Here is a 19,505-nt window from a genome sequence, read left to right on the forward strand (position 1 = left end):
GGTGGTGCGGGTCATGCTGTGTGGTGCCCTGGTGCCCTTGGTGCCCTGGTGTCGTGGAACTGCGGCTCAGTGGGCCACGACGCGCGTCATCGATCCTCGGCGCGGTTGCATCGGAACGCCGCGGGCGGGCTCCGGTGCGGGCCTGGCTCCGGGGGCGGCCTGACGGCCGGCCGGTGCCGGGCTGCGACGCGGCTGGGCAGCCGCGCCGTTCTGGACGTCCATCACGGCGTGCGCCACGAGGCCGCCCATGGGGTCGTGCCTGATCAGGTCCCGCAGCCGGGATCGGGACGAGCGTCCCTCGTTCCCCGGATACAGGTGCTTGCCGAGGCCGACCGCGTGCGCCAGTGCGGCGAGCGCCGCGGTCCGCGGGTCCGGCGGTACGCCGGTGCGGATCGCGGAGTCCAGTCGGGTTCTGATCTCCCGGCTGATCTCGGTCTGACTCGCCTGGTAGCGAGTCGTCGGCAGCACTCCGCACATCTGGCCCGCCACGGCATGCACCATGCCGCACCGCTCCAGATGCGAGAGGTAGGTCTGGCGCAGCCCGAGACGCGGCCCGCCGATCCAGTGGATCGCACGTACCGGAGCGCCACGCCTTCGCAGCAACTCCAACGCGCAGTCCAGTGTTGGATCTCCAGTCGGCCGTGGGGACACCACGGCGATACGATCCCCGTCTGGGGCTATCCGTCCGGCCAGCGCCAGCTCCACTAGCTGCGCTCCGGCCAGACCAAGGTCGAGCGACTGCGGCTGTGCGGTGGTACCCGTGGCCGGGTCCAGCGCCAGAAGCAGAAGCTCCTCCGGAAGTGTTCTGCGGCTCATGCCCATCCATGCCTCCCCGCGTGGATGAATGACAGGGTGACCCCTCTCACATTGGTCTGTCGAGGGTGCGTGACCTGTTTGTAAGGGAACCGGTAGGTATGTCGTTCTCGTCTACCGTCCCGGGCAAGCCCACACACAGGACACTGGTACATGGTTCGGACACTGCGGCAGAGCGGTGTTCCGGGCGGCGGTTCACGGTTCGATAGGCGCACGGACACGGGTGGTGTCCGGCGCATGGAGGAGGCATCGGTGGCGGGCGAGTCCCCCGACAGGTCGAAGCAGCGCGAGTCGTCGGCAGAACCGACGTCGGGGAGCGCGGGCCCGGTTCCCGAGGCCAGGACGGAGTCCCCCGACCCCACCGAGAAGCGCGACCCGCGCCTCGCGGTGGCCCGGGAGTCCTCCGGCGCCGCCTCCACGGTCCGTGGCGGCGTCGACACGGCGACGAGGGTGTTCTCGGTACGGGAACTCACCGCGGAGGCGGAGAACGCCGAGGAGGCCGCCACGGACGCCGCGGAGCCGGAGGCTGACGCCGGGGTGGCGGAGGGGGCTGCTCCGGACGCCGCGGAGCCGAAGGCCGACGCCGGAGGGGCGAAGGCTGACGCCGGGGAACCGGGGGCCGAAGAGGCCGCGCAGGACGCCACGGAGGCCGGGACGGCCGAGGAGGCCGCCAAGGGGGCCGTGGGGCCGCAGGCCGGCAGCTCCGACGCCGAGGACGCGGGGCAGGCCGCACAGGACGCCACAGAGCCGCAGGCCGACAGCGGGAAGCCGCAGGCCGACGAACCCGCTCACGGCGCCACCGAGGCGGACGCTGACGCCGCGAAGCCCCAGGCCGACAAAGCCACGCAGGACACCACCGAGGCCGGGACGGCCGAAGAGGCCGCCAAGGGGGCCGTGGGGCCGCCGGCCGGCAGCTCCGACGCCGAAGAGGCCGAAGACGCCGCACAGGACGCCACAGAGCCGCAGGCCGACAGCGGGAAGCCGAAGGCCGACGAACCCGCTCACGGCGCCACCGAGGCGGACGCTGACACCGCGAAGCCCCAGGCCGACAAAGCCACGCAGGACACCACCGAGGCCGGGACGACCGAAGAGCCCGCCAAGGACGCCCTAGAACCGCAGACCGACAGCACCGACGCCGAAGAGGCCGAAGACGCCGCACAGGACGCCACAGAGCCGCAGGCCGACAGCGGGAAGCCGAAGGCCGACGAACCCGCTCAGGACACCACCGAGGCCGGGACGGCTGAGGAAGCCGCCAAGAGGGCCGTGGCGCCGCAGGCCGATAGCGGCGACGCCGAAGAGGCCGGGCAGGATGCGGAGGGTGCCGCCGCTGAGGTCGAGGACGGCGCTTCCGGCGAGGTCGGTGCGACGGGTGACGTCCGGCTGCGGGACGCCGTCGCGGCGTGGGTGGCGTCGGCGGACGAGACGGCGGAGGCCGGGGACGCCGGGGACGCCGAGGACGCCGCGCGGGAGCCTGCGCAGGACGAGGCCGATGCGGAAGCGAACACCGCCGACGACGACCGGACGGCCGACACGGGTGCGGGCGACGACGCCGACGCCCCCGACAGCGGCACCGATACCGGTACTCCGAAGAAGGGCGACGAGTCGCCCGGCGACGCCAAGCCCCCCGTGGACCAGCCCACCGCCGTCTTCAAGGCCGTACGGCCCTCCGCGCCCGCCGTGGATCAGCCGACGACCACGCTGAAGCTCGGCGATGCCGCGAAGCCGGCCGGGGACAAGACCGAGTCGCCCGCCGAGCGGACCAGCAAGTTCGTGGCGCTGAAGCCGCTGGAGGACCCGGCGACGCGCAGGCCGGCGCCGAAGGCGCCCGATGCCACCAGCGCGCTTCCGCAGGTGACGCAGGAGCCGAAGGCCAAGCCGTCCGCCGACGCCACGTCTTCCGTCCCTCAGGTGGGTCCGGAGCGGACGACTCAGCAGCCGTTGCCGCCGAGGCCGCCGTTGGATCTGCTGGCGGAGCTGACGAACACGCCGCCGCCTCCGGAGACCCCGGTCCGCACGATCGTGCGGCGGGTCAAGATCTGGACCCCGCTGGTGCTGCTGCTGGCGGTCGTGTTTGCGATCGTGCAGGCCGTACGACCGCTGCCGAGCCCCGCACTGACGCTGACCGCCGACGAGTCGTACACCTTCGAGGGCAGCAGGGCGAGCCTGCCCTGGCCGAGCGAGGGCCAGGGCTGGATGGACGTCAACGGCATCGGCACGATGGGCGACTTCGGCAAGCAGACGCCGGTCGCCATCGGGTCCGTGGCCAAGGCCATGACGGCGTACATCGTGCTGAAGGACCACCCGCTGAAGTCGGGCGCGGAGGGGCCGAACATCCCCGTCGACGCCACCGCCGAGAAGGAGGGCGGCTACGACAAGGACGGCGAGTCCACCCTCAACACCGTCAAGGCGGGCGACAACCTCACCCTGCGGCAGGCCATCACGGCCATCATGATCCCGTCCGCGAACAACATCGCGCGTCTGCTGGCCCGTTGGGACGCGGGCAATGAGGCGGACTTCATCAAGAAGATGAACGACGCCGCCAAGGACCTCGGCATGAAGAACACCACCTACACCGACGCCTCCGGCCTGAAGGAGACCACCGTCTCCACCGCCGAGGACCAGGTGAGGCTCGGCAACGAGCTGGTGAAGATGCCCGCCCTGATGGAGATCACGTCCATGGGCCAGTGGATCGATCCGTCCGGGCAGAAGTGGTACAACTACAACTATCTCGTCCCCTACAACGGTGCCATCGGCATCAAGACGGGCACCACCACCAAGGCCGGCGGCAATCTCCTCTTCGCGGCCCGCAAGGAGGTCGGCGGCGAGACCGTCACCCTGGTGGGTGCGATCCTCGGCCAGCACAAGGCGCCGATCATCCAGACCGTCAACGACGTCAGCAAGACCGCGATGCTGGCCGCCCAGGACGAGCTCGTCTCGGCGAAGATCCTGAAGAAGGGCGACGTCGTCGGGTACGTGGACGACGGGCTCGGCGGGCAGACGCCGGTGGTCCTCACCAAGGACGTCACCGCGGTCGGCTGGGCCGGGTTCAAGGTGCGGCTGTCCTTCGACGCCGACGACCTGCCCCACACCGCGAAGGCCGGCACCAAGGTCGGCACACTCACCGTCGGTGACGGGTCCAACGGTGCGGTCAAGGTCCCGGTCGCCCTGCAACGGGACCTCGTCGAGCCGGCCTACACGGACAAGCTGACGCGTGTCGGCTGATCCGGTCCCATAAGTGCGCCGCATACGCCGCCGACCGGCGCCCGCCCGGGTTCCGGTCGGCGGTGTGCGTGCTAGCGTCACGAATCGGGGCAGGTCGCTCACGGGACGCGGCCGAGAACAGAAGACGGGACACCACGGGGAGTGCCTTCAGGTGGCCACAGCGGAGCCGACACGCACCGACGACACCGATCCGGGCCCGGGAGCCGGCCCGCGAATACGCGAGCCCGCACCGGACACGGAGGATCACGAGCACGGCCGTAGACCCTCCACGGTCGGATCCGGGTTCAGTTCGAGATTCGGTCCCAGCTCCAGGTTCGGTTCCAGGTTCAGAACCGCCTTCCTCGCCCTCCGCGAGCGCCTCCTGCGCCACCCCGTCCTTTCCGTCACCGCCCTCTCCGGCGCCCTGCACGTCGTCTGGTTCTTCACATTCGCCAACAGTGGCGGCGACCTCGCGGCGCAGGACGCGTGGGCCGAGTTCGTCGGCCGGCATCCGGACTCGGCGTACAACCTGGCCTGGTACGGCGGGATGCACCCGGTGTCGTACAGCGTGGTGTCGCCGTATCTGATGTCGGTTCTCGGTGTCCGTACGACGATGATGATCGCGGGGACGATCTCGGCCGGACTGCTGACGATGGTCCTCATCCGCAGCCGCTCGGTGAAGAACCCCTTGTGGGCCTCGCTCGCGGGCGTGTTCGCGTTCCTGTGCAACGCGGCGTCGGGGCGGGTGACGTTCGGGCTCGGCACGATGTTCGCGCTGGGCGCGGTCGCCGTCGTGTTCTGCTGGCCGTACCGCTGGCGCTACAAACGCTGGGCGAAGGCCCTGTGCGCGGCCCCGCTGGCCGCGCTCGCGACCATGGCGTCGCCGGTGGCGGGCCTGTTCGTGGGGCTCGTGGCGGCGGCGCTGTTCCTGCAGAAGCGCCGGCCGGGCGCCTGGGCGCTGGGTCTGGCGCCCTCGGCGGTCGTGGCGGTGTCCGCCTGGCTGTTCCCCTTCGCCGGTACCCAGCCGATGAAGATCGGCTCGGTGATCCTGCCGCTGCTGTACGCCCTCTTCGTGCTCTTCCTCGTCCCGCGCGAGTGGAAGACGGTCCGGCTCACGGCCGGGGTGTACGCCCTCTCGATCGTCCTGGTGTGGCTGGTCAGCTCGCAGATCGGCTCCAACATCTCGCGGCTCGCGATGCTGTTCGCGGGGGTGGCCCTGGTGGCCGCGCTGCCGTTCGCGGTGCCGCGCACCCGCAAGTGGTACGCCATCGTGGTGGCCTTCGCCGGCTTCACCACGTGGATCGGCTTCAAGTCGGTCGACGACGTCGTCCATACGACCCCGACGGCGTCCTGGGCGCGTGAGCTGGCGCCGCTCGTGAACGAACTCCAGGAGGTCGGCGCCGAGAAGGGCCGGGTGGAGGTCGTACCGGCCGCCTCTCACCGCGAGGCCTCCGCGCTCGCCCCGTACGTCAACCTGGCCCGTGGCTGGAACCGCCAGGCCGACATGGAACGCAACCCGCTCTTCTACGACGACACCCTCAACTCGGCGAACTACCACGAATGGCTGGGGCGCTGGGCCGTGCACTTCGTGGTCCTGCCGAAGGACACGCCGGACGGCGACGGAGGCGAGCGCGAGCGGCAGCTGGTGCAGCGGGGCATGCCGTATCTGAAGCAGATCTGGGGCGACGCCAACTGGCAGCTGTTCCGGGTGACCGACCCGGCGCCGCTGGCCGAGCCGAACGCCGTGGTCGAGCGGGCCGCGCAGGGCGAGATGACCATGCAGGTGAAGAAGGCGGGGCGGATTCTCATCCGGATCCCGTACTCGCCGTGGCTGAGCATCGTCGACGCCGAGGGCAACAAGCTGAAGCCGCCGCAGGAGACGGACGCCTCCAAGGACCGGGCCGACGGGACGCCGAAGACGTACGACAACGTCAACGGCTGCCTGATGGAGACGGAGGAGGACGCGGAGGGCGACAAGTGGACGATGTTGATCGCCCCGCGAGCGGGAGAGTACCGGCTTGCCGCGCCTTATACGGTGCCGCGGGGGACGCCGTGCCCCGACGAGTTGAATTGAATCCTCCCCTCCCTGAAGGGAGGGGATTCCTGGCTCAGGCCGCCTTCTGGAGCAGCGCTCCAGGAGGTCTTCCGCCATCAGCACCAGCCGGGTTGAGACCAGCCCGGACGAGCATCACGCGTGCGGAGTTCTTGTCCCGTGGGGACACGGTTCCGCACGCGGTGCAGGTGTAGGTGCGCTCACCCAGCGGCAGTGCGTGCTTGGCTCTCGCATCGCAGTGCGCGCAGTCCATTGTGGTGTGCGCGGGGTGTACGAGGCGGATGTCCCGCCCGTGCTTGCGGCCCATCTCGATCAGAGCGGCCTTGGTGGCGCCGATGGCGGCGTCGGCGGCCTTGCGGGCCATGGTGGTCTTGGCCAGGAACTTCGGGCGGAAGTCCTCGACAGCGATGGCGTCGTGGTCACGGACCACCTTCTTGGCCCACTTGCGGCCGGTGTCCTCACGCTGCCTGGCGACCTTTTTGTATGCCTTGGCCCGCAGTTTCTTCGCTTCGCGGTAGCCCTTCGATCCGGGTCGGCCCTTCTTCGGCTTGCGGCGGGCCATCATCCGGTCGTACCGCGTCACCTTGGTCTGGGCCTTCCTGCCGTGCTCGGGATGTGGCAGGTCGTGCGTGTCGGACGTGGTGGTCGCGGTCTCCTTCACGCCCCAGTCGACGCCGAGTGCGTAGCCGGTCTGCGGCAAGGGCTGGACCTGGGCGGGGACGACGAAAGAGCAGTACCAGTGCCCGAGGCTGTCCTGGTACACGCGCACCGAGGACGGCTCAGCCGGAAGGGCCCGCGACCACACCACCGCCACGACGATGCCGCCCGCCAGGTGCAGCCGGCCGTCCTTCAACCGGAAACCGCGCCGCGTGTAGTTGAGGCTCGGCAGCGCCTCGCGCTTCGTCTTGTACGTGGGCATCCCGGCCCGGCGCGCCATGGGCAGGCGCTCGTGGATGTCCTTGTGCGCTTTGGCGCGGGAGCGGCCGAAGTCACGGATGACCTGCTGCTGGGGAACCGACGAGCCCTCACGCAGCCACGGCGTACGGGCGCGGGCCTCGGTCAGCATCCTGTCGAGCTGAGCCGGGCCGCACGTGGCCTTCTGACCTGCGGCCTTGTTGTGCAGGTATACGGCCTGGGACTTGGCGACGCACTCGTTCCACACCCACCGACATCGGTCCCACTCCGCCGCCAGGGCGGTGCGGGCGGCGGACGACACGCGCAGCCGGTAGGTGTACCGGGCATGCCCGCCCTCCGCAGCCACCCCCACCTGCGCCATCCCGCCCCCGCACGGTTCCCCGGCCGGGACACTGTGCCGTCCCGAACCCTCCGAGGGACCATACGTACGACAGCCGCACACACGCCCCCAGATCCCACAGCGATCACCCCGATCAGTGATCACAGGCACACGCGTTCGCATCATTTCGGCGATAGGTGACCGTGGGTCGGAGTGGGGCTTGAGGTCAGCGCAGCTGGTCCACGTACTTGTCCGTCCCCGGAACCGTCGGGACGAAAGGCGCCAGCAGCTCCACCCTCCCCAGGCCCGACTCCCCCACCGTCTCCTCCAGCCCTGCGAAGTACGCCTCCCAGCATTCCCTCGGGTCCGTCTCCAGGAACCACAGCAGGGTCAGGCGGGTGTCGACGCCCTCGACCTGCTTGACGTACGTCATGCGGTCGCCGGGCAGCGGGGTCGGCCGGAAGACGGTCACCAGGGCCGAGGGCGAGCCCCCCACCCGCTTCGGGAGGTGCCGGGAGACCAGCCACTCCAGCAGCTCCGCCCGCTGCTCGGCGGACTCGGCGTCGACGACCTGGAGGACCAGGCCGGCGTAGGGGTGGTCGAGGGCGTGGAAGTCCCTCGGGCCCGCCGCTCCGTCCCGGTACACCGTCGCCTCGTGGTCCTGGAACGCCGTGAAGACGTGCGTACGGTCCCGGTAGACGCGGCCGTCGCGGTTGAGGCGCTTGTTGATGGCGACGGTCCAGCGCATGTGGTCGTCGTAGCGGCCGTCGGTGATCCAGTACGTGGAGAGGTAGCAGCCGGCGGTGACCGGCTCGGTGATCGCCGACTTCTCGGGGCGGCGCAGGAGTTGGAGGTCGCGGGTCGCCACCCAGCGGCGGCCGGCGTACATCCAGGGCATGGCCATCGCACCGGCGTAGTAGTGGTCGTCCTCGTACCAGCGGTTGTAGGCGTACTCGTGGCCCGGGTGCGGTTCGACCATGGTGATCAGCGCGTGGCCGGGGCGGACTCCGTACGGCCCCACGGCGGCCAGGTCGGCGTACGTCTCGCTGCGGGTGTCCTCGGACATGGGCATTCCCCTTCCGTCGTCCCTTCCGTCCTCCTGCGGTCGCCCATACTCTGACGCTCCGTCAGATAATCCGCCAGAGTCGGGGAGGACCTCATGTCACTGCTCTCGGGCAAGACCGTCGTCGTGTCGGGAGTCGGGGCCGGGCTCGGCCGTCAGGTCGCGGCGGCCGTCGTACGGGACGGCGGGAACGCGGTGCTGGGGGCGCGGACGGAGGTGAACCTCGCCAAGAGCGCGGCCGAAATCGATCCGGACGGGGCGCACACGGCGTACCGGGCGACCGACGTCACCGACGAGGGGCAGTGCGGGGCGCTGGCGGAGCTGGCACGGGAGCGGTTCGGGCGGATCGACGCGGTGGTCCATGTGGCGGCCTGGGACAGCTACTTCGGCGGCCTGGAGGACGCCGACTTCACGACCTGGCAGTCCGTCATCGACGTGAACCTGCTGGGGACGCTGCGGATGACGCGGGCCTGTCTGCCGGGGCTGAAAACGGGCGGGGGGTCGGTGGTGTTCATCGGTACGCAGTCGGCGGTGGCGGCTCCGTCGCAGGTGCGGCAGGCGGCGTACGCGGCGTCGAAGGGGGCGCTGACCAGCGCGATGTACTCGCTGGCGCGGGAGCTCGGGCCGTACCGCATCCGGGTCAACACGGTGCTGCCGGGCTGGATGTGGGGTCCGCCGGTGCGGGCGTACGTCCAGTTCACGGCGCAGACGGAGGGCGTGCCGGAGGCGGAGGTGCTGGAGCGGCTGAGTGGCCGGATGGCGTTGCCCGAGCTCGCCTCGGACGCGGACGTGGCGGACGCGGCGGTGTTTCTGGCCTCGGACCGGTCGCGGGCGATCACGGGGCAGTCGCTGCTGGTGAACGCGGGGGAGCTGATGCGCTGACCTGATCCTTTTCAGCCAACCTCGGGTTCATATACGTAAATCAGGAACAGCTCTCAGAACATTTTTACGTGCTCTTGACCATCCGCTTGCTTGCCGTGGGCATGCCACCGAACCCATTGTTCACATGCCTGACCCTGGCCACGGACCCTGGAAGGGGGCACATGAACAGTCTCGACTGGGCCGTGCTCATCGGCTACTTCGGCGTGATGGTCGCAATCGGCGTCTGGTCGCACAAGCGGGTGGACAACGTCAGCGACTTCTTCACGGCCGGCGGCAAGATGCCCTGGTGGCTCTCCGGCATCTCCCACCACATGTCGGGCTACAGCGCGGTGATGTTCACCGGGTACGCGGGCATCGCCTACACCTACGGCGTGACGTCCTTCGTGACCTGGTCCTTCCCCATCGCGCTCGGCATCGCCATCGGCTCGAAGCTGTTCGCCCCGCGCATCAACCGGCTGCGTTCGCGACTCCATGTCGCCTCGCCGCTGGAGTACCTGAAGAACCGCTACGACCTCAAGACCCAGCAGGCCCTGGCCTGGTCCGGCATGCTGCTGAAGATCGTCGACGTCGGCGCGAAGTGGGCGGCGATCGCGACCCTGCTGTCGGTCTTCACCGGTATCTCGCTCAACCAGGGCATCCTCATCACCGGCACCATCACGGCGGTCTACTGCACGATCGGCGGCCTGTGGGCGGACGCGCTGACCGAGCTGGGCCAGTTCGTCATCCAACTCCTCGCCGGGGTCGCGATGTTCGTCGCCGTGGTCATGGAACTCGGTGACAGGAACATCGGATTCATCGACGCCTGGGACCAGCCGGCGCTGCAGGGCCACGAGAAGCCGCTGGTCGCCGACTACGGCGCGGTGTTCCTGCTGGCCTTCCTCTTCATCAAGCTCTTCGAGTACAACGGCGGCATGCTCAACCAGGCCCAGCGCTACATGGCCACCTCCAGCCCCCGCGAGGCCGAGCGCTCGGCGAGGCTGTCGGCGGTTCTCTGGCTGGTCTGGCCCCTGGTCCTCTTCTACCCCATGTGGATGTCGCCGCTGCTGGTGGAGTCCCAGAAGCCGGACGGCTCCGACTCCTACGGCCTGATGACCGAACAGCTCCTGCCGCACGGCCTGTTGGGCCTGGTCATCGTCGGCTTCTTCTCCCACACCATGGCCATGTGCTCCTCCGACGCCAACGCGATCGCCGCCGTCTTCACCCGGGACGTGGCGCCGGTGATCTCGACCCGGGCCCGGAGCTGGAGCCAGCGCTCGGGGCTGATCGCGGCGCGGCTCGCGACGGTCGTCTTCCTCGGTCTGTCGATGGCGGCGGCCACCCAGGTCAACTCCCCCGCCTTCAAGGACATCATCACCGTCGTCATCAAGTGGGTCGCCGGCCTGATGGGCCCGATGGCCATCCCGATGATGCTCGGCCTGCTCCGACCGTTCCGCCGCTCGGGCCCGACGGCCGCGCTCACCAGCTGGTCCATGGGTCTGCTCGCCTTCTGGCTGGTCAACTACCCGATCAACTGGAACGTCGACGGCGGCGTCCCGCTCCAGTACCAGGTGTCGATCCCGCTGGCCGTCTCCCTGGTCCTCTACATCCTCATCGGCTTCCTCAAGCCGGAGGACACCCCGGAACGCCTCGCGATCATCGAGACGATCAACACGGACGGGGACGGGACCGCCGGCGCCGCGGCGATCCCGACGCCGGCGGATCCCATGGACAAGGTGGTGCCGGCACCGGTCAAGGACTGAGGTCACGCCCGCGGATAGCGGGCGAGCCACCCGGGAGACGACCCGGCCGGGCCGTGCAGTGCGGGCCCCTGGGTCATCTCCATCGCGAAGTCGTCCGCCAGTTCCAGCAGAGTGGGACGGCCCTCCAGCTCGGCCAGCCAGGCCGGCGGGAGGGCCGTCTCGCCGTGCAGGGCGCCGAGCAGGCCGCCGGTGAGCGCGCCCGCGGCGGCGGACGGCCCGTCGTGGTTGACCGCGAGACACAGACCGTGCCGTACGTCCTCCCCCACGAGCGCGCAGTACACGGCGGCGGACAGCAGCCCCTCCGCCGTACCGTTCCCGATAAGCTCCTCGACCCGGGCGGCATCCGGCATCCCCTGCCGTACGGCGCCCAGCGCGTGCTGCAGCCCGTCCGACACGGGCTGGTGCCCGGGCCGGACGGCGAGCAGCGCGAGCGCCCGCTGCACGGCTCCGTCGAGACTCTCGCTGCGGGCGAGCGAGTGCACGATCACGGCGTACGCGCCGGCGGCCAGGCACGCGGTGGGATGCCCGTGGGTCTGCGCGGCACACTCCACGGCGAGCTGTACGACGAGCTGCGGCTCCCAGCCCACCAGCAGCCCGAAGGGCGCGGACCGGGCGGCAGCCTCCGGACCGGCCTCACCGGCGTTCTTGGGCGAGTCCAGGGTCCCCATGGTGTCGTCGCCGAGCCCGAGCAGCAGGGACCGGGGGGGATCCCTCCTCGCATACAGCCACTCCTCCCGCGCGAGCCACCCGTCGTCCTTGCGCCGCTCGTCGGGCCCCCAGTCGCGCTGGGTGGCGAACCAGCGCAGATACGCCCGGTGCACGTCGGTGGGCGGATGCCAGGCCCCGGTGTCGCGGCGCACCTGGGCGCGTATCAGCCCGTCGACGGTGAACAGGGTGAGCTGCGTGAGGTGACTGACCGCGCCGCGCCGCCCGTACCCGAACCCGAGATCGAGCAGCCCCTCCGCCCCGTACTCCTCCCGGATCTCCGCCAGCCCGAGCCCGTCCACGGGCGCGCCGAGGGCGTCTCCGAGGGCAGCACCGAGCAGCGTGCCGCGCACCCGGCCACGGAAGTCCTGCTGCTCGGCCCGGCCCCAGACAGCCCCGGTTGTCGCACTCACCAAGACCTCCCAGGGCACCCGTGCGTACGTACGACGGCTCAGCACTGTAATCGAACGGGGACGGTCGGTTCAGGGGGCGATTCGGTATGCCTGGAGTGGGTGGGGTGGTCGTGGCCGGTTTCAGCCGTACCAGGTCGCAATGCGGAGGGTCCATGCCCAGTCCCTCACAGGCCTGCCTCCGCCTCGGCAGTCTCCCGGATCGCGCGGATCTGCGCCATGGCCTCCGCCGGGTCCTGCTCTCCTGCGTCCACGATGCGCTCCAGCTCACGCAGCCGCGCGGCACGCTCCGGATGCCGTTCGATCGCCACGAACACGGCCCACGAGTGCACGAAGGCCCGCAGAGGCGCGAGGCTCTGTGTCTGCTGCGCGTTCGCGGTGGCTTCGAAGAGGTGCTGCGTGAGAGCCGGAACGCGGCTCGGGGCGATGCGCGTGACCGCCGCCCGCAGCGCGGCCGGGGTCAGTTCGGGCGTGGGGATCAGCGGTCCGTACGGGCCGTCGGTCTGGGCGCTCACGGTGGCCTCCGGTGCGGGTGACTCGGTTCTCGTACGGTACCGGCGGAGTTGGTGGCGCGGTGCTCGGGCAGCGCTTGTCACGGGGGTCGCTTCCGGACTTCCTATGCCGCCACGGCCGCCGGGCGCGGCACCGGCCTGGGCGCGGGGCTCGGAACGCCCGGTCGCAGCCGTCGCAGTTCTGGAAGGGGTCGGAGCGGGTGGGCTCCGGACCGGTGTCGAAGGGCGGCGGCAGGAGGGCGGCGAGTCGGTGGGCCAGGAAGCCGGCCGGTTCTTCGTCTTTGGCGTCGGGCCCGGCCGAGTCACCGGTCCGTGCGATCCGGGGTCAGTTCGGCCCAGACCGTCTTGCAGGGGCCCGGCCCCTCGTCGACACCCCAACGGTCCGCGTATGCCGCGACGATCCGTAGCCCACGGCCCGATTCCACGTCGTCGTCGACCGGGTCCGAGGTCTGCGGGAGCCGGTCGCCCCTGGCGTCGGTCACCTCGATGCGGAGGGTGCCGTCGGCGTACAGCTTCAGCCTCAGCCGGAAGTCCCGTCCCGGAACACGCCCATGGAGGACGGCGTTCGACGCCAGCTCGGCCACGATGTGCTCGGCGGCCTCGGACGGCTCGCGCCAGTCCGCGAGTTGACGTTCCGTGAGCAGACGGGCGAGGCGGGCGCCCCGACGCGTCGCGGACAGCAGCAGCGTGAAGTGCCGCACTGCGATTGCGGCTTGAGTGATTTCCTGGTTCACGTCACTCAGCGTGGTCGCTTCCGCCTACCCTGAACAGCACTGACGTCAGTACGGAGCGCGACTGTCCGGGTGCTGTCCGGAGTCGTACGGCTCGTACGCGAGAGGTGGGTGGTGGCGTGGAGGACGAGGAGGCCGCGGCCGTACTCAAGACGGTCGGCCGTCAGGTCAAGGTGTGGCGGGAGGCGGCGGGGCTACGACAGTCGGAACTCGGTGCGGCTATCGGGTACGGCGAGGAGATGGTCTCGTCGGTGGAGCGCGGGCGGCGGGTCCCGAAGCCCGACTTCCTGGACAAGGCCGACGAGGTGCTCGGGGCGGGCGGAAAGCTCTCCGCGATGAAGGAGGACGTGGAGCGGGCGCGGTATCCGAAGAAGGTGCGGGATCTGGCGAAGTTGGAGGATGAGGCCGTCGAGCTCGGTGCCTACGCCAACCACAACATGCACGGTCTGCTCCAGACACCGGAGTACGCACGCGCGTTGTACGGGAGGCGGCGGCCCGCGTACACGGAGGACGAGATCGATCGCTACGTCGCCGCACGGGTGGCACGACAGCGGATCTTCGAGCGCGTGCCCGCGCCGCTGCTCACCTTCGTGCTGGAGGAGGTGACGCTACGGCGGCCCATCGGGGGCAGAATGGTGCTGCGACAACAGCTCGAACACCTGTTGGAGATCAGCAAGTTGCGGCACGTGGAGGTTCAGGTGATGACCACGGACCGCGACGACCACGCGGGCCTGGGCGGTCCGCTCCAGGTGCTGAAACTCCGGGACGGCAAGACGCTGGGGCACTCCGAGGGCCAGCTGTACAACCGCGTGTTCAGTGATCCACGAGAAGCCCAGATCCTGGATATGCGCTATGGAATGATCCGGGCGCAGGCCCTCTCGCCCCGGGAGTCGCTGGCCTTCATCGAGAAAGTCATGGGAGAAGAGACATGACCACCACGCCGGAGTGGTTCAAGAGCAGCTACAGCAGCAACGACGGCCCTGAGTGCGTCGAGGTCGCCATAGCCCCCGCCGACGCGGCCGTCCTCGTACGCGACTCCAAGAACAGCGAAGGCGCACGTCTCGCGTTCGCGGACGGCGCCTGGACTGAGTTCGTGGCGTACGCGGGGCGCTGAGCGTCAGTTGAAGGCATCAAGAAAGTCGTCACGCCCATTTATGAGGTCGGTGAGGCGCTGGGCGATGTCGGCTCGGTCGGCGGCCGGGAGGTCGAGGTAAGTTTCGAGCTCTTCGGCCATCTCGTCCGGGAACCCCAACGCCGTCGGCACGCGGTCGGGGTCATTCGGTTCCGAGAGCGTCGCCTCCAGCCAATCCCTGAGCCGGGCGAGGTGGCTCCACGTCTCATCATTCAACAGGCGTCGCGCCTCGATGCGGAAGCGAATGCGTTGTGCCATCCAGTGATCAGGGTCGATTTCCAGAGCCCGTTGGATATCAGCGGACGCCCGATCGCGTGAACCGAGTGCGTGGTGCACCCTCGCTCGCTGCCAGAACGCCCATACGTACTCCGGGTCGATTTCGAGGGCACGGTCCAGGTCAGTGAGTGCCTCGGCCGGATTCCCCATACCCGCTCGGCATGCACCGCGACTTGCGTAGGCCGAGGCGTACTCGCCGTCGAGGGCGATGGCCCGGTCGTAGTCGGCGAGGGCGCGCTCCTGACGGCCGGCGCCAGAGAGGGCGTCACCTCGCTCGCAGAGCACCCAGGGCGCATCGGGCCCCAGGGCGACGGCACGGTCCAGATCGGCAAGGCGCCGCTCCTGATCGCCGCGCGACCGCCAGACGCGCGCCCTGCGCACCAAAGCCCAGACATAGCCCGAATCCAACTCCAGGGCCCGGTCGAGATCCGAGACAGCTGCGCCGGTGTCACCAAGCATGTGCCGGGCTACTCCTCGGGAAGCCCACGCCGTCTCTCTCGTCGGATCGAGTTCGACCACCCTGTCCAGATCTCTCACAGCCAATACGAAGTCCCCCATCACTCGGCGGTAGTCCCCGCGCAGACTGAGGGTCCTGGCCTTGCCCGGGGCCAGGCCGTCGGCCCGGTCAAGATCAGTGATAGCCCCGGCGTAGTCGCCCAGGTGCGCCCGAGCGACCGCCCTGCCCTCGTACGCCGGCGCCGATTCCGGATCGAGTTCGACGGCTCGATCGAACTGGGTCAACGCTGTCGCGTGATCGCCGACACTGCCGAACTCGGCGCCCCGCAGTCCGTGTGCCTTGGCTCGTCCCCGTGCGTCGAGGCGGCCCTTCGCCAGGAGCACTCCCAGAACGTTGATGACTCCGCCCCGATCCAGTGCCGCGAGTACCTCACTGCCCCAGCCCTTGGCCCTCTCCGCATCCGCGTCCTCCCCCGCCTGCGTCAGTGCCTGCGCCCACCGCCGCACCACCACCTCGCCCCCGCCACACGCGTCCACGAGTTCCCTCAACACGGTCGGCGGCACGCTCCGGGGCCTCGCGCACAGCAGGTGGTACAACTCGGCGAGCCGTATCTCCCGCCACCCTTCGTCTCTCCACAACTCGTCCGGTGCCAGTTCCGCTTCGGCTTCGGCACGCCATCGGCCGAACGCCTCGGCAAGTCGTATGTGCCGCCCGGTCCAGTCCCGTGGCGAGCGCAGTCGCTGCAAACGGAGCATCGGAGCCCGTACGACGTCGTGGTACTGCGCCCCCTCACCCCGCTCGCTGACGAAGGGGATGCCCCTCAACCATCCGTACAGCTCGTCGAGTTGCTCGGCCGGGCAGTCCACGACGACCCTGAACACGTCCACGTCCATCCGCCGAGGCAGCGCACACGCGAGCGCAACCGCCCTCCGTACCGGATCCCGCTCCCACTTGAGGAACCTCTCCACGGCGTCCGCGCTCGGATCCCCGACGTCCTCGGGGTCGGCGGGCCGCGCCTCGGCAAGCGTCGAGACCAGCACCGGCAGTCCGCCCGTAAGGCGCAGCACCTCCTCCACGACGGGCTCGGACACGACTCCTTTGGCCGCCAGCAGCCCCCGCGCCTCCGCCTCCGTGAACGGGCCGAGCGGTACGTCCGTCATGAAGTCCGCGAAGGCGCCCCAGCGGGCGGTGTCGAAGGGGCGTTGGCCCGCCGTCACCAAGACGACCGTTGCAGGCAGGGTGCCATGCAGGTCGCTCGTCATCACCTCGTGGAGCCACCCGTCGAGGAACGGTCCCGTCCGCTCGTACGTGTCGAAGAACAGGACGATCCACGGTGCCGCGGCCGCCGCGTCGGACAGTTCGCTCAGCAGCACCGGTGTGAGCACGCGCTCCGGGGACAGGACCAACTGCACATCCTCCTGGCTCCGGAAGCGTGTGCTCAGGCCGGCTCGCAACCGGTCTGCTCCCTGGGCGAGTTGAGCAGCGTCGAGAGCACCTACGAATGCGCCCACTCCCGGCACCATCCCCAGCCCAGCCAGCCCAGCCCGCGCCACCGCCATGCTGCCTACGGACGGCCCCTCCGGTTCCGGTTCAAGCGTGGCGACGGCGGCCGCCTCCGCCTCGTGCCGCCGCTCCCGGTGCGCGGCGAGCAACCGCTCCAGCTCCTTGAACTTGTGGCCTTGACCGCCGAGTTGACGACTGATCGCCGCCATCGCTTCCGGCACGCTCCCGACGCTCTCGTCGACGTAAGCGGTGAGCGCCCCCTTCTCCCTGGCGAGTTGCTCCCACTCCCTCAACAGGAAGGTTTTCCCGACGCCCGCATTGCCGTGCACGTGGAACAGGAATCGATGACGCTCGTCCTCCGGCGCCAGGTCGAGGTTCCGCCGGAACACGGCCCGCTCGTCGCTCCGCCCCACAAACCCGGCCCGCCTGCGCTGCCGGATCAGCTCCTGCATCGACGGCCGCGTCGATCCCATCCGTCCCACCCCCGTAACACGTCCGCCCTGAAGTCTGGCAGAGGCTTGAGCACCCAGTCAGCACCCCCTCGATTGACTTCGGAATACGTTCCGAAGTACCGTCGGATCATGTCCACTCCCACTGTCGCCTTCTCCGAGCTCTCGAAGAATTCGAAGCGTGTCGCCGATACGCTTGACCGGATTCAGCGTGTGCACATCACCCGCCGGGACGGCGAGGACCTCTATCTGACGACCGCACGCCACGATCAGCAGCGCGAGGAGACGGCGGACATCACGGCGCGTCTTCTCGCCGCCCTCGTCCGCAGCGATGCCGGTGAGCGGGCCATAGTGCGCGCGCTCCCCTCGGTCTTCCCGTGGGTCCGTCATCTGTCGGCGGACGAGTTGAAGCAGTTCGTGGCCGAGCTCATCGAGGCTACGCACGACGCGGCCCAGCTGGACGTCCATGGCAATCTCCACCGGGTCGTCGTCGAATGGCGCGCGACGGCACGTGTCCTCGCCAACCCCGAGCTCACCGCGCAGCTCAACCGTCGGCTGCCGGACGAGGACCACGGCGAGGTGACCGCCCCGTGAGCCCGAAGCGTGGCGACGACGTCTCCCCGCCGCCGGTGGGCGAGGAATGGCGCCTGCGGTTCGCGACGAACGAGGCGGCGAAGGGATGGGGCGAGCTGGGTGCGGAGGCTCCGGGGAACACACGGCGCTACTTCGAGGCACTGCGCAGCGACCCTCTGTCCCTAGCGGATCCGGACCGTCAGCATCGGCTGCGCGGTCGTCTGGCCGCGGGCAACCTCGGCGGCCAGGAGTATCCGCAGTGGGAGTACGAGGTGACGGCAGGCGGTCGCGTGCGTTACCTCGTCGACGAAGCGCGGCGCACGGTCCATCTCGTGTACGCGTCCACCCGTCACCCCAAGGACACCGAGTAGTTCCCCAAGTACGCGTGGTACAAGGCCAGTTCGGCGTCCTCACTCGCGAATCCCGTCCGGCACCAGTCTGGCTCAATCGGTACCGGGATCCCGCATCGGGCAGGAAAGATGGCCGCCATGGCCACTACAACCTCACGCAGCGCTCTCTCCCTCACCGCCACCCTCCTCACCGCCTCCGTCGCCCTCTACATGGCGCTCGTCGCCTTCGGGAACATCACCGACTTCGGAACCAATCAGCAGTTCGTGCAGCATGTGCTCGCCATGGATACGACGTTCAAGGACGACGACCTGATGTGGAGAGCCATCACCAGCAAGGGACTTCAGGACGCGGCCTATGTCGCGATCATCGTGTGGGAGACGGTCGCCGCGCTCGTCCTGCTGTACGGGACGTGGCTGTGGGTGCGGAGGGATCACGCGGGTGCCCGGCGGATCTCGACGTACGGCCTGCTGATGGTCATGCTGCTGTTCGGTGCCGGGTTCATCGCGATCGGCGGTGAGTGGTTCTCGATGTGGCAGTCCGGGGACTGGAACGGGCTGGACGCGGCGACGCGGGCGTTCGTGTTCAGCGGGGTCGTGCTGCTGGTGGTGAACCTGCCGCTCGGGGACGCGGGCACCCGCTCCGCTAGCTGACCACCACGACCGTCGTCCCCGTCTCCCCGAACGTCCACAGCGCGTCCCCGTCGGCCGTCTTCATGCGGATGCCGCCCGTCTGGACACCGGCGGCCGGCGGGGGCGGCGAGGAGCCGTCCACGGCACTGGAGAAGGCGATGTTGACGCCGGACGCGGTGGCGAAGTAGACGATGTGCTCGATCTGCACGCCGTCCGAGCCCGTCGTCGCGTCCGTGCGGGTACCGACCGTGTAGGTGCCCGGGCCGGGATCGACCGTGCCCGGCCAGACCGCGAAGGTACGGCGGGACGCGTCGCTCGCGTCGACCAGCCAGACCCGCTTCTGCCCCAGGGAGTAGACGATGCGCCGCCCGGTGCCGGAGCCGTCCGGCACCGCGGCCGGCGCCGCGGACTTGGTGGGCGTGGGCTGGACGCCCGCCGAAGCGGTCGGTCGGGCGGCCGTGGCGGTCGGGTGCGGCCCCTTGTCCGCCTCCACGGCCAGGACGGAGACCGCCACAACCGCGCCCACCGTCAGGCCGGTCACCCAGACCCACGAGGGAAGCCGTCGGGCAGGCACGGGCACGCATCTCCTCAGCGACGGACAGACAGCTGTGCGACCCCCGTATCGAGGGTCCGATCATCGTACTGTGAGCCCGTCGACGCCGGATCCCACCTCACCCCGCCCCCCGGGAACGGGGCCCCGCCCACCGCGTACCGCCAGGCGAGCGTCTTCGTGGACTCGGCCAGCGCCCGCCCGTCGTACCAGGCCTGCTCCGGACGCTTCGTCCCCCTCGC

The 19,505-nt window shown here is 69.9% G+C and carries 17 protein-coding genes and 1 pseudogene; 9 read left to right on the forward strand and 9 right to left on the reverse strand.

Annotation, left to right across the window (positions count from 1 at the left end; all coding sequences use genetic code 11):
* Positions 1-66: 66 nt before the first annotated feature.
* Positions 67-822 (reverse strand): GPP34 family phosphoprotein, encoded by a 756-nt coding sequence (locus QFZ76_RS23125; RefSeq protein ID WP_266438006.1) that lies wholly within the window; start codon positions 820-822, stop codon positions 67-69.
* A gap of 228 nt (positions 823-1,050) precedes the next feature.
* On the opposite strand from QFZ76_RS23125, the gene QFZ76_RS23130 reads away from it, so the two are divergent.
* Entirely contained in the window at positions 1,051-4,035 is a 2,985-nt protein-coding gene (locus QFZ76_RS23130; RefSeq protein ID WP_307675538.1) for a D-alanyl-D-alanine carboxypeptidase, read from the forward strand.
* 151 nt (positions 4,036-4,186) lie between these two features.
* A complete protein-coding gene (locus QFZ76_RS23135) occupies positions 4,187-6,088 on the forward strand; it encodes an MFS transporter (RefSeq protein WP_307675539.1) in 1,902 nt (633 codons plus the stop codon).
* Positions 6,089-6,122: 34 nt separating this feature from the next.
* Here QFZ76_RS23135 and QFZ76_RS23140 read toward each other — a convergent pair whose 3' ends face one another.
* Positions 6,123-7,343, reverse strand: a complete 1,221-nt coding sequence (locus QFZ76_RS23140; protein ID WP_307675540.1) for a transposase — start codon at positions 7,341-7,343, stop codon at positions 6,123-6,125.
* 184 nt (positions 7,344-7,527) lie between these two features.
* Positions 7,528-8,367 carry a hypothetical protein gene (locus QFZ76_RS23145; RefSeq protein ID WP_307675541.1) on the reverse strand — a complete coding sequence of 280 codons (840 nt, stop codon included), beginning with the start codon at positions 8,365-8,367 and terminating at the stop codon, positions 7,528-7,530.
* 93 nt (positions 8,368-8,460) lie between these two features.
* Here QFZ76_RS23145 and QFZ76_RS23150 point away from each other — a divergent pair, with 93 nt between their 5' ends.
* Both QFZ76_RS23150 and QFZ76_RS23155 read left to right on the forward strand, forming a co-directional pair.
* Entirely contained in the window at positions 8,461-9,246 is a 786-nt protein-coding gene (locus tag QFZ76_RS23150) for an SDR family oxidoreductase (protein ID WP_307675542.1), read from the forward strand.
* A 161-nt stretch (positions 9,247-9,407) separates the two neighbouring features.
* The gene (locus QFZ76_RS23155; protein ID WP_307675543.1) at positions 9,408-10,985 is read left to right on the forward strand and encodes a sodium:solute symporter family protein; all 1,578 of its coding nucleotides are present in this window, start codon (positions 9,408-9,410) and stop codon (positions 10,983-10,985) included.
* Positions 10,986-10,987: 2 nt separating this feature from the next.
* On the opposite strand, the gene QFZ76_RS23160 is transcribed toward QFZ76_RS23155, so the two are convergent.
* The 3 genes from QFZ76_RS23160 to QFZ76_RS23175 form a co-directional block, all read right to left on the reverse strand.
* Positions 10,988-12,103 (reverse strand): ADP-ribosylglycohydrolase family protein, encoded by a 1,116-nt coding sequence (locus QFZ76_RS23160; RefSeq protein ID WP_307675544.1) that lies wholly within the window; start codon positions 12,101-12,103, stop codon positions 10,988-10,990.
* Between the two features lie 164 nt (positions 12,104-12,267).
* Entirely contained in the window at positions 12,268-12,615 is a 348-nt protein-coding gene (locus tag QFZ76_RS23165; protein ID WP_307675545.1) for a DUF6247 family protein, read from the reverse strand.
* A gap of 299 nt (positions 12,616-12,914) precedes the next feature.
* Positions 12,915-13,346 carry an ATP-binding protein gene (locus tag QFZ76_RS23175; protein ID WP_307675546.1) on the reverse strand — a complete coding sequence of 144 codons (432 nt, stop codon included), beginning with the start codon at positions 13,344-13,346 and terminating at the stop codon, positions 12,915-12,917.
* A 116-nt stretch (positions 13,347-13,462) separates the two neighbouring features.
* Between QFZ76_RS23175 and QFZ76_RS23180 the strand changes: the two genes are divergently transcribed.
* Both QFZ76_RS23180 and QFZ76_RS23185 read left to right on the forward strand, forming a co-directional pair.
* Positions 13,463-14,275: a helix-turn-helix transcriptional regulator gene (locus QFZ76_RS23180; RefSeq protein WP_307675547.1), complete on the forward strand. Its 813-nt coding sequence runs from the start codon at positions 13,463-13,465 to the stop codon at positions 14,273-14,275.
* Positions 14,272-14,457: a DUF397 domain-containing protein gene (locus tag QFZ76_RS23185; RefSeq protein WP_307675548.1), complete on the forward strand. Its 186-nt coding sequence runs from the start codon at positions 14,272-14,274 to the stop codon at positions 14,455-14,457. Before QFZ76_RS23180 ends, QFZ76_RS23185 begins: the two co-directional genes overlap by 4 nt.
* A 3-nt stretch (positions 14,458-14,460) precedes the next feature.
* On the opposite strand, the gene QFZ76_RS23190 is transcribed toward QFZ76_RS23185, so the two are convergent.
* The gene (locus QFZ76_RS23190; protein ID WP_307675549.1) at positions 14,461-17,184 is read right to left on the reverse strand and encodes a tetratricopeptide repeat protein; all 2,724 of its coding nucleotides are present in this window, start codon (positions 17,182-17,184) and stop codon (positions 14,461-14,463) included.
* 108 nt (positions 17,185-17,292) lie between these two features.
* On the opposite strand from QFZ76_RS23190, the gene QFZ76_RS23195 reads away from it, so the two are divergent.
* From QFZ76_RS23195 to QFZ76_RS23205, 3 genes are all read left to right on the forward strand, one after another.
* Complete coding sequence (locus tag QFZ76_RS23195) at positions 17,293-17,754, forward strand: prevent-host-death family protein (RefSeq protein WP_307675550.1); 462 nt, start codon at positions 17,293-17,295, stop codon at positions 17,752-17,754.
* Positions 17,751-18,104 carry a hypothetical protein gene (locus QFZ76_RS23200; protein ID WP_307675551.1) on the forward strand — a complete coding sequence of 118 codons (354 nt, stop codon included), beginning with the start codon at positions 17,751-17,753 and terminating at the stop codon, positions 18,102-18,104. The genes QFZ76_RS23195 and QFZ76_RS23200 overlap by 4 nt, the downstream gene beginning before the upstream one ends.
* A gap of 117 nt (positions 18,105-18,221) precedes the next feature.
* Positions 18,222-18,734, forward strand: coding sequence for a DUF2165 domain-containing protein (locus QFZ76_RS23205; protein ID WP_307675552.1), 513 nt, complete (start codon positions 18,222-18,224; stop codon positions 18,732-18,734).
* Here QFZ76_RS23205 and QFZ76_RS23210 read toward each other — a convergent pair.
* A complete protein-coding gene (locus QFZ76_RS23210) occupies positions 18,727-19,293 on the reverse strand; it encodes a hypothetical protein (RefSeq protein WP_266437980.1) in 567 nt (188 codons plus the stop codon). The two genes, QFZ76_RS23205 and QFZ76_RS23210, sit on opposite strands and share 8 nt — an antisense overlap.
* Before the next feature lie 8 nt (positions 19,294-19,301).
* Positions 19,302-19,487: pseudogene (locus tag QFZ76_RS23215) on the reverse strand (DUF4231 domain-containing protein); the annotation flags it as partial.
* Positions 19,488-19,505: the final 18 nt, after the last annotated feature.

Origin of the sequence: Streptomyces sp. V4I2, from assembly GCF_030817655.1 — a bacterium.
In the GTDB taxonomy this organism is placed as follows: domain Bacteria; phylum Actinomycetota; class Actinomycetes; order Streptomycetales; family Streptomycetaceae; genus Streptomyces; species Streptomyces plumbiresistens.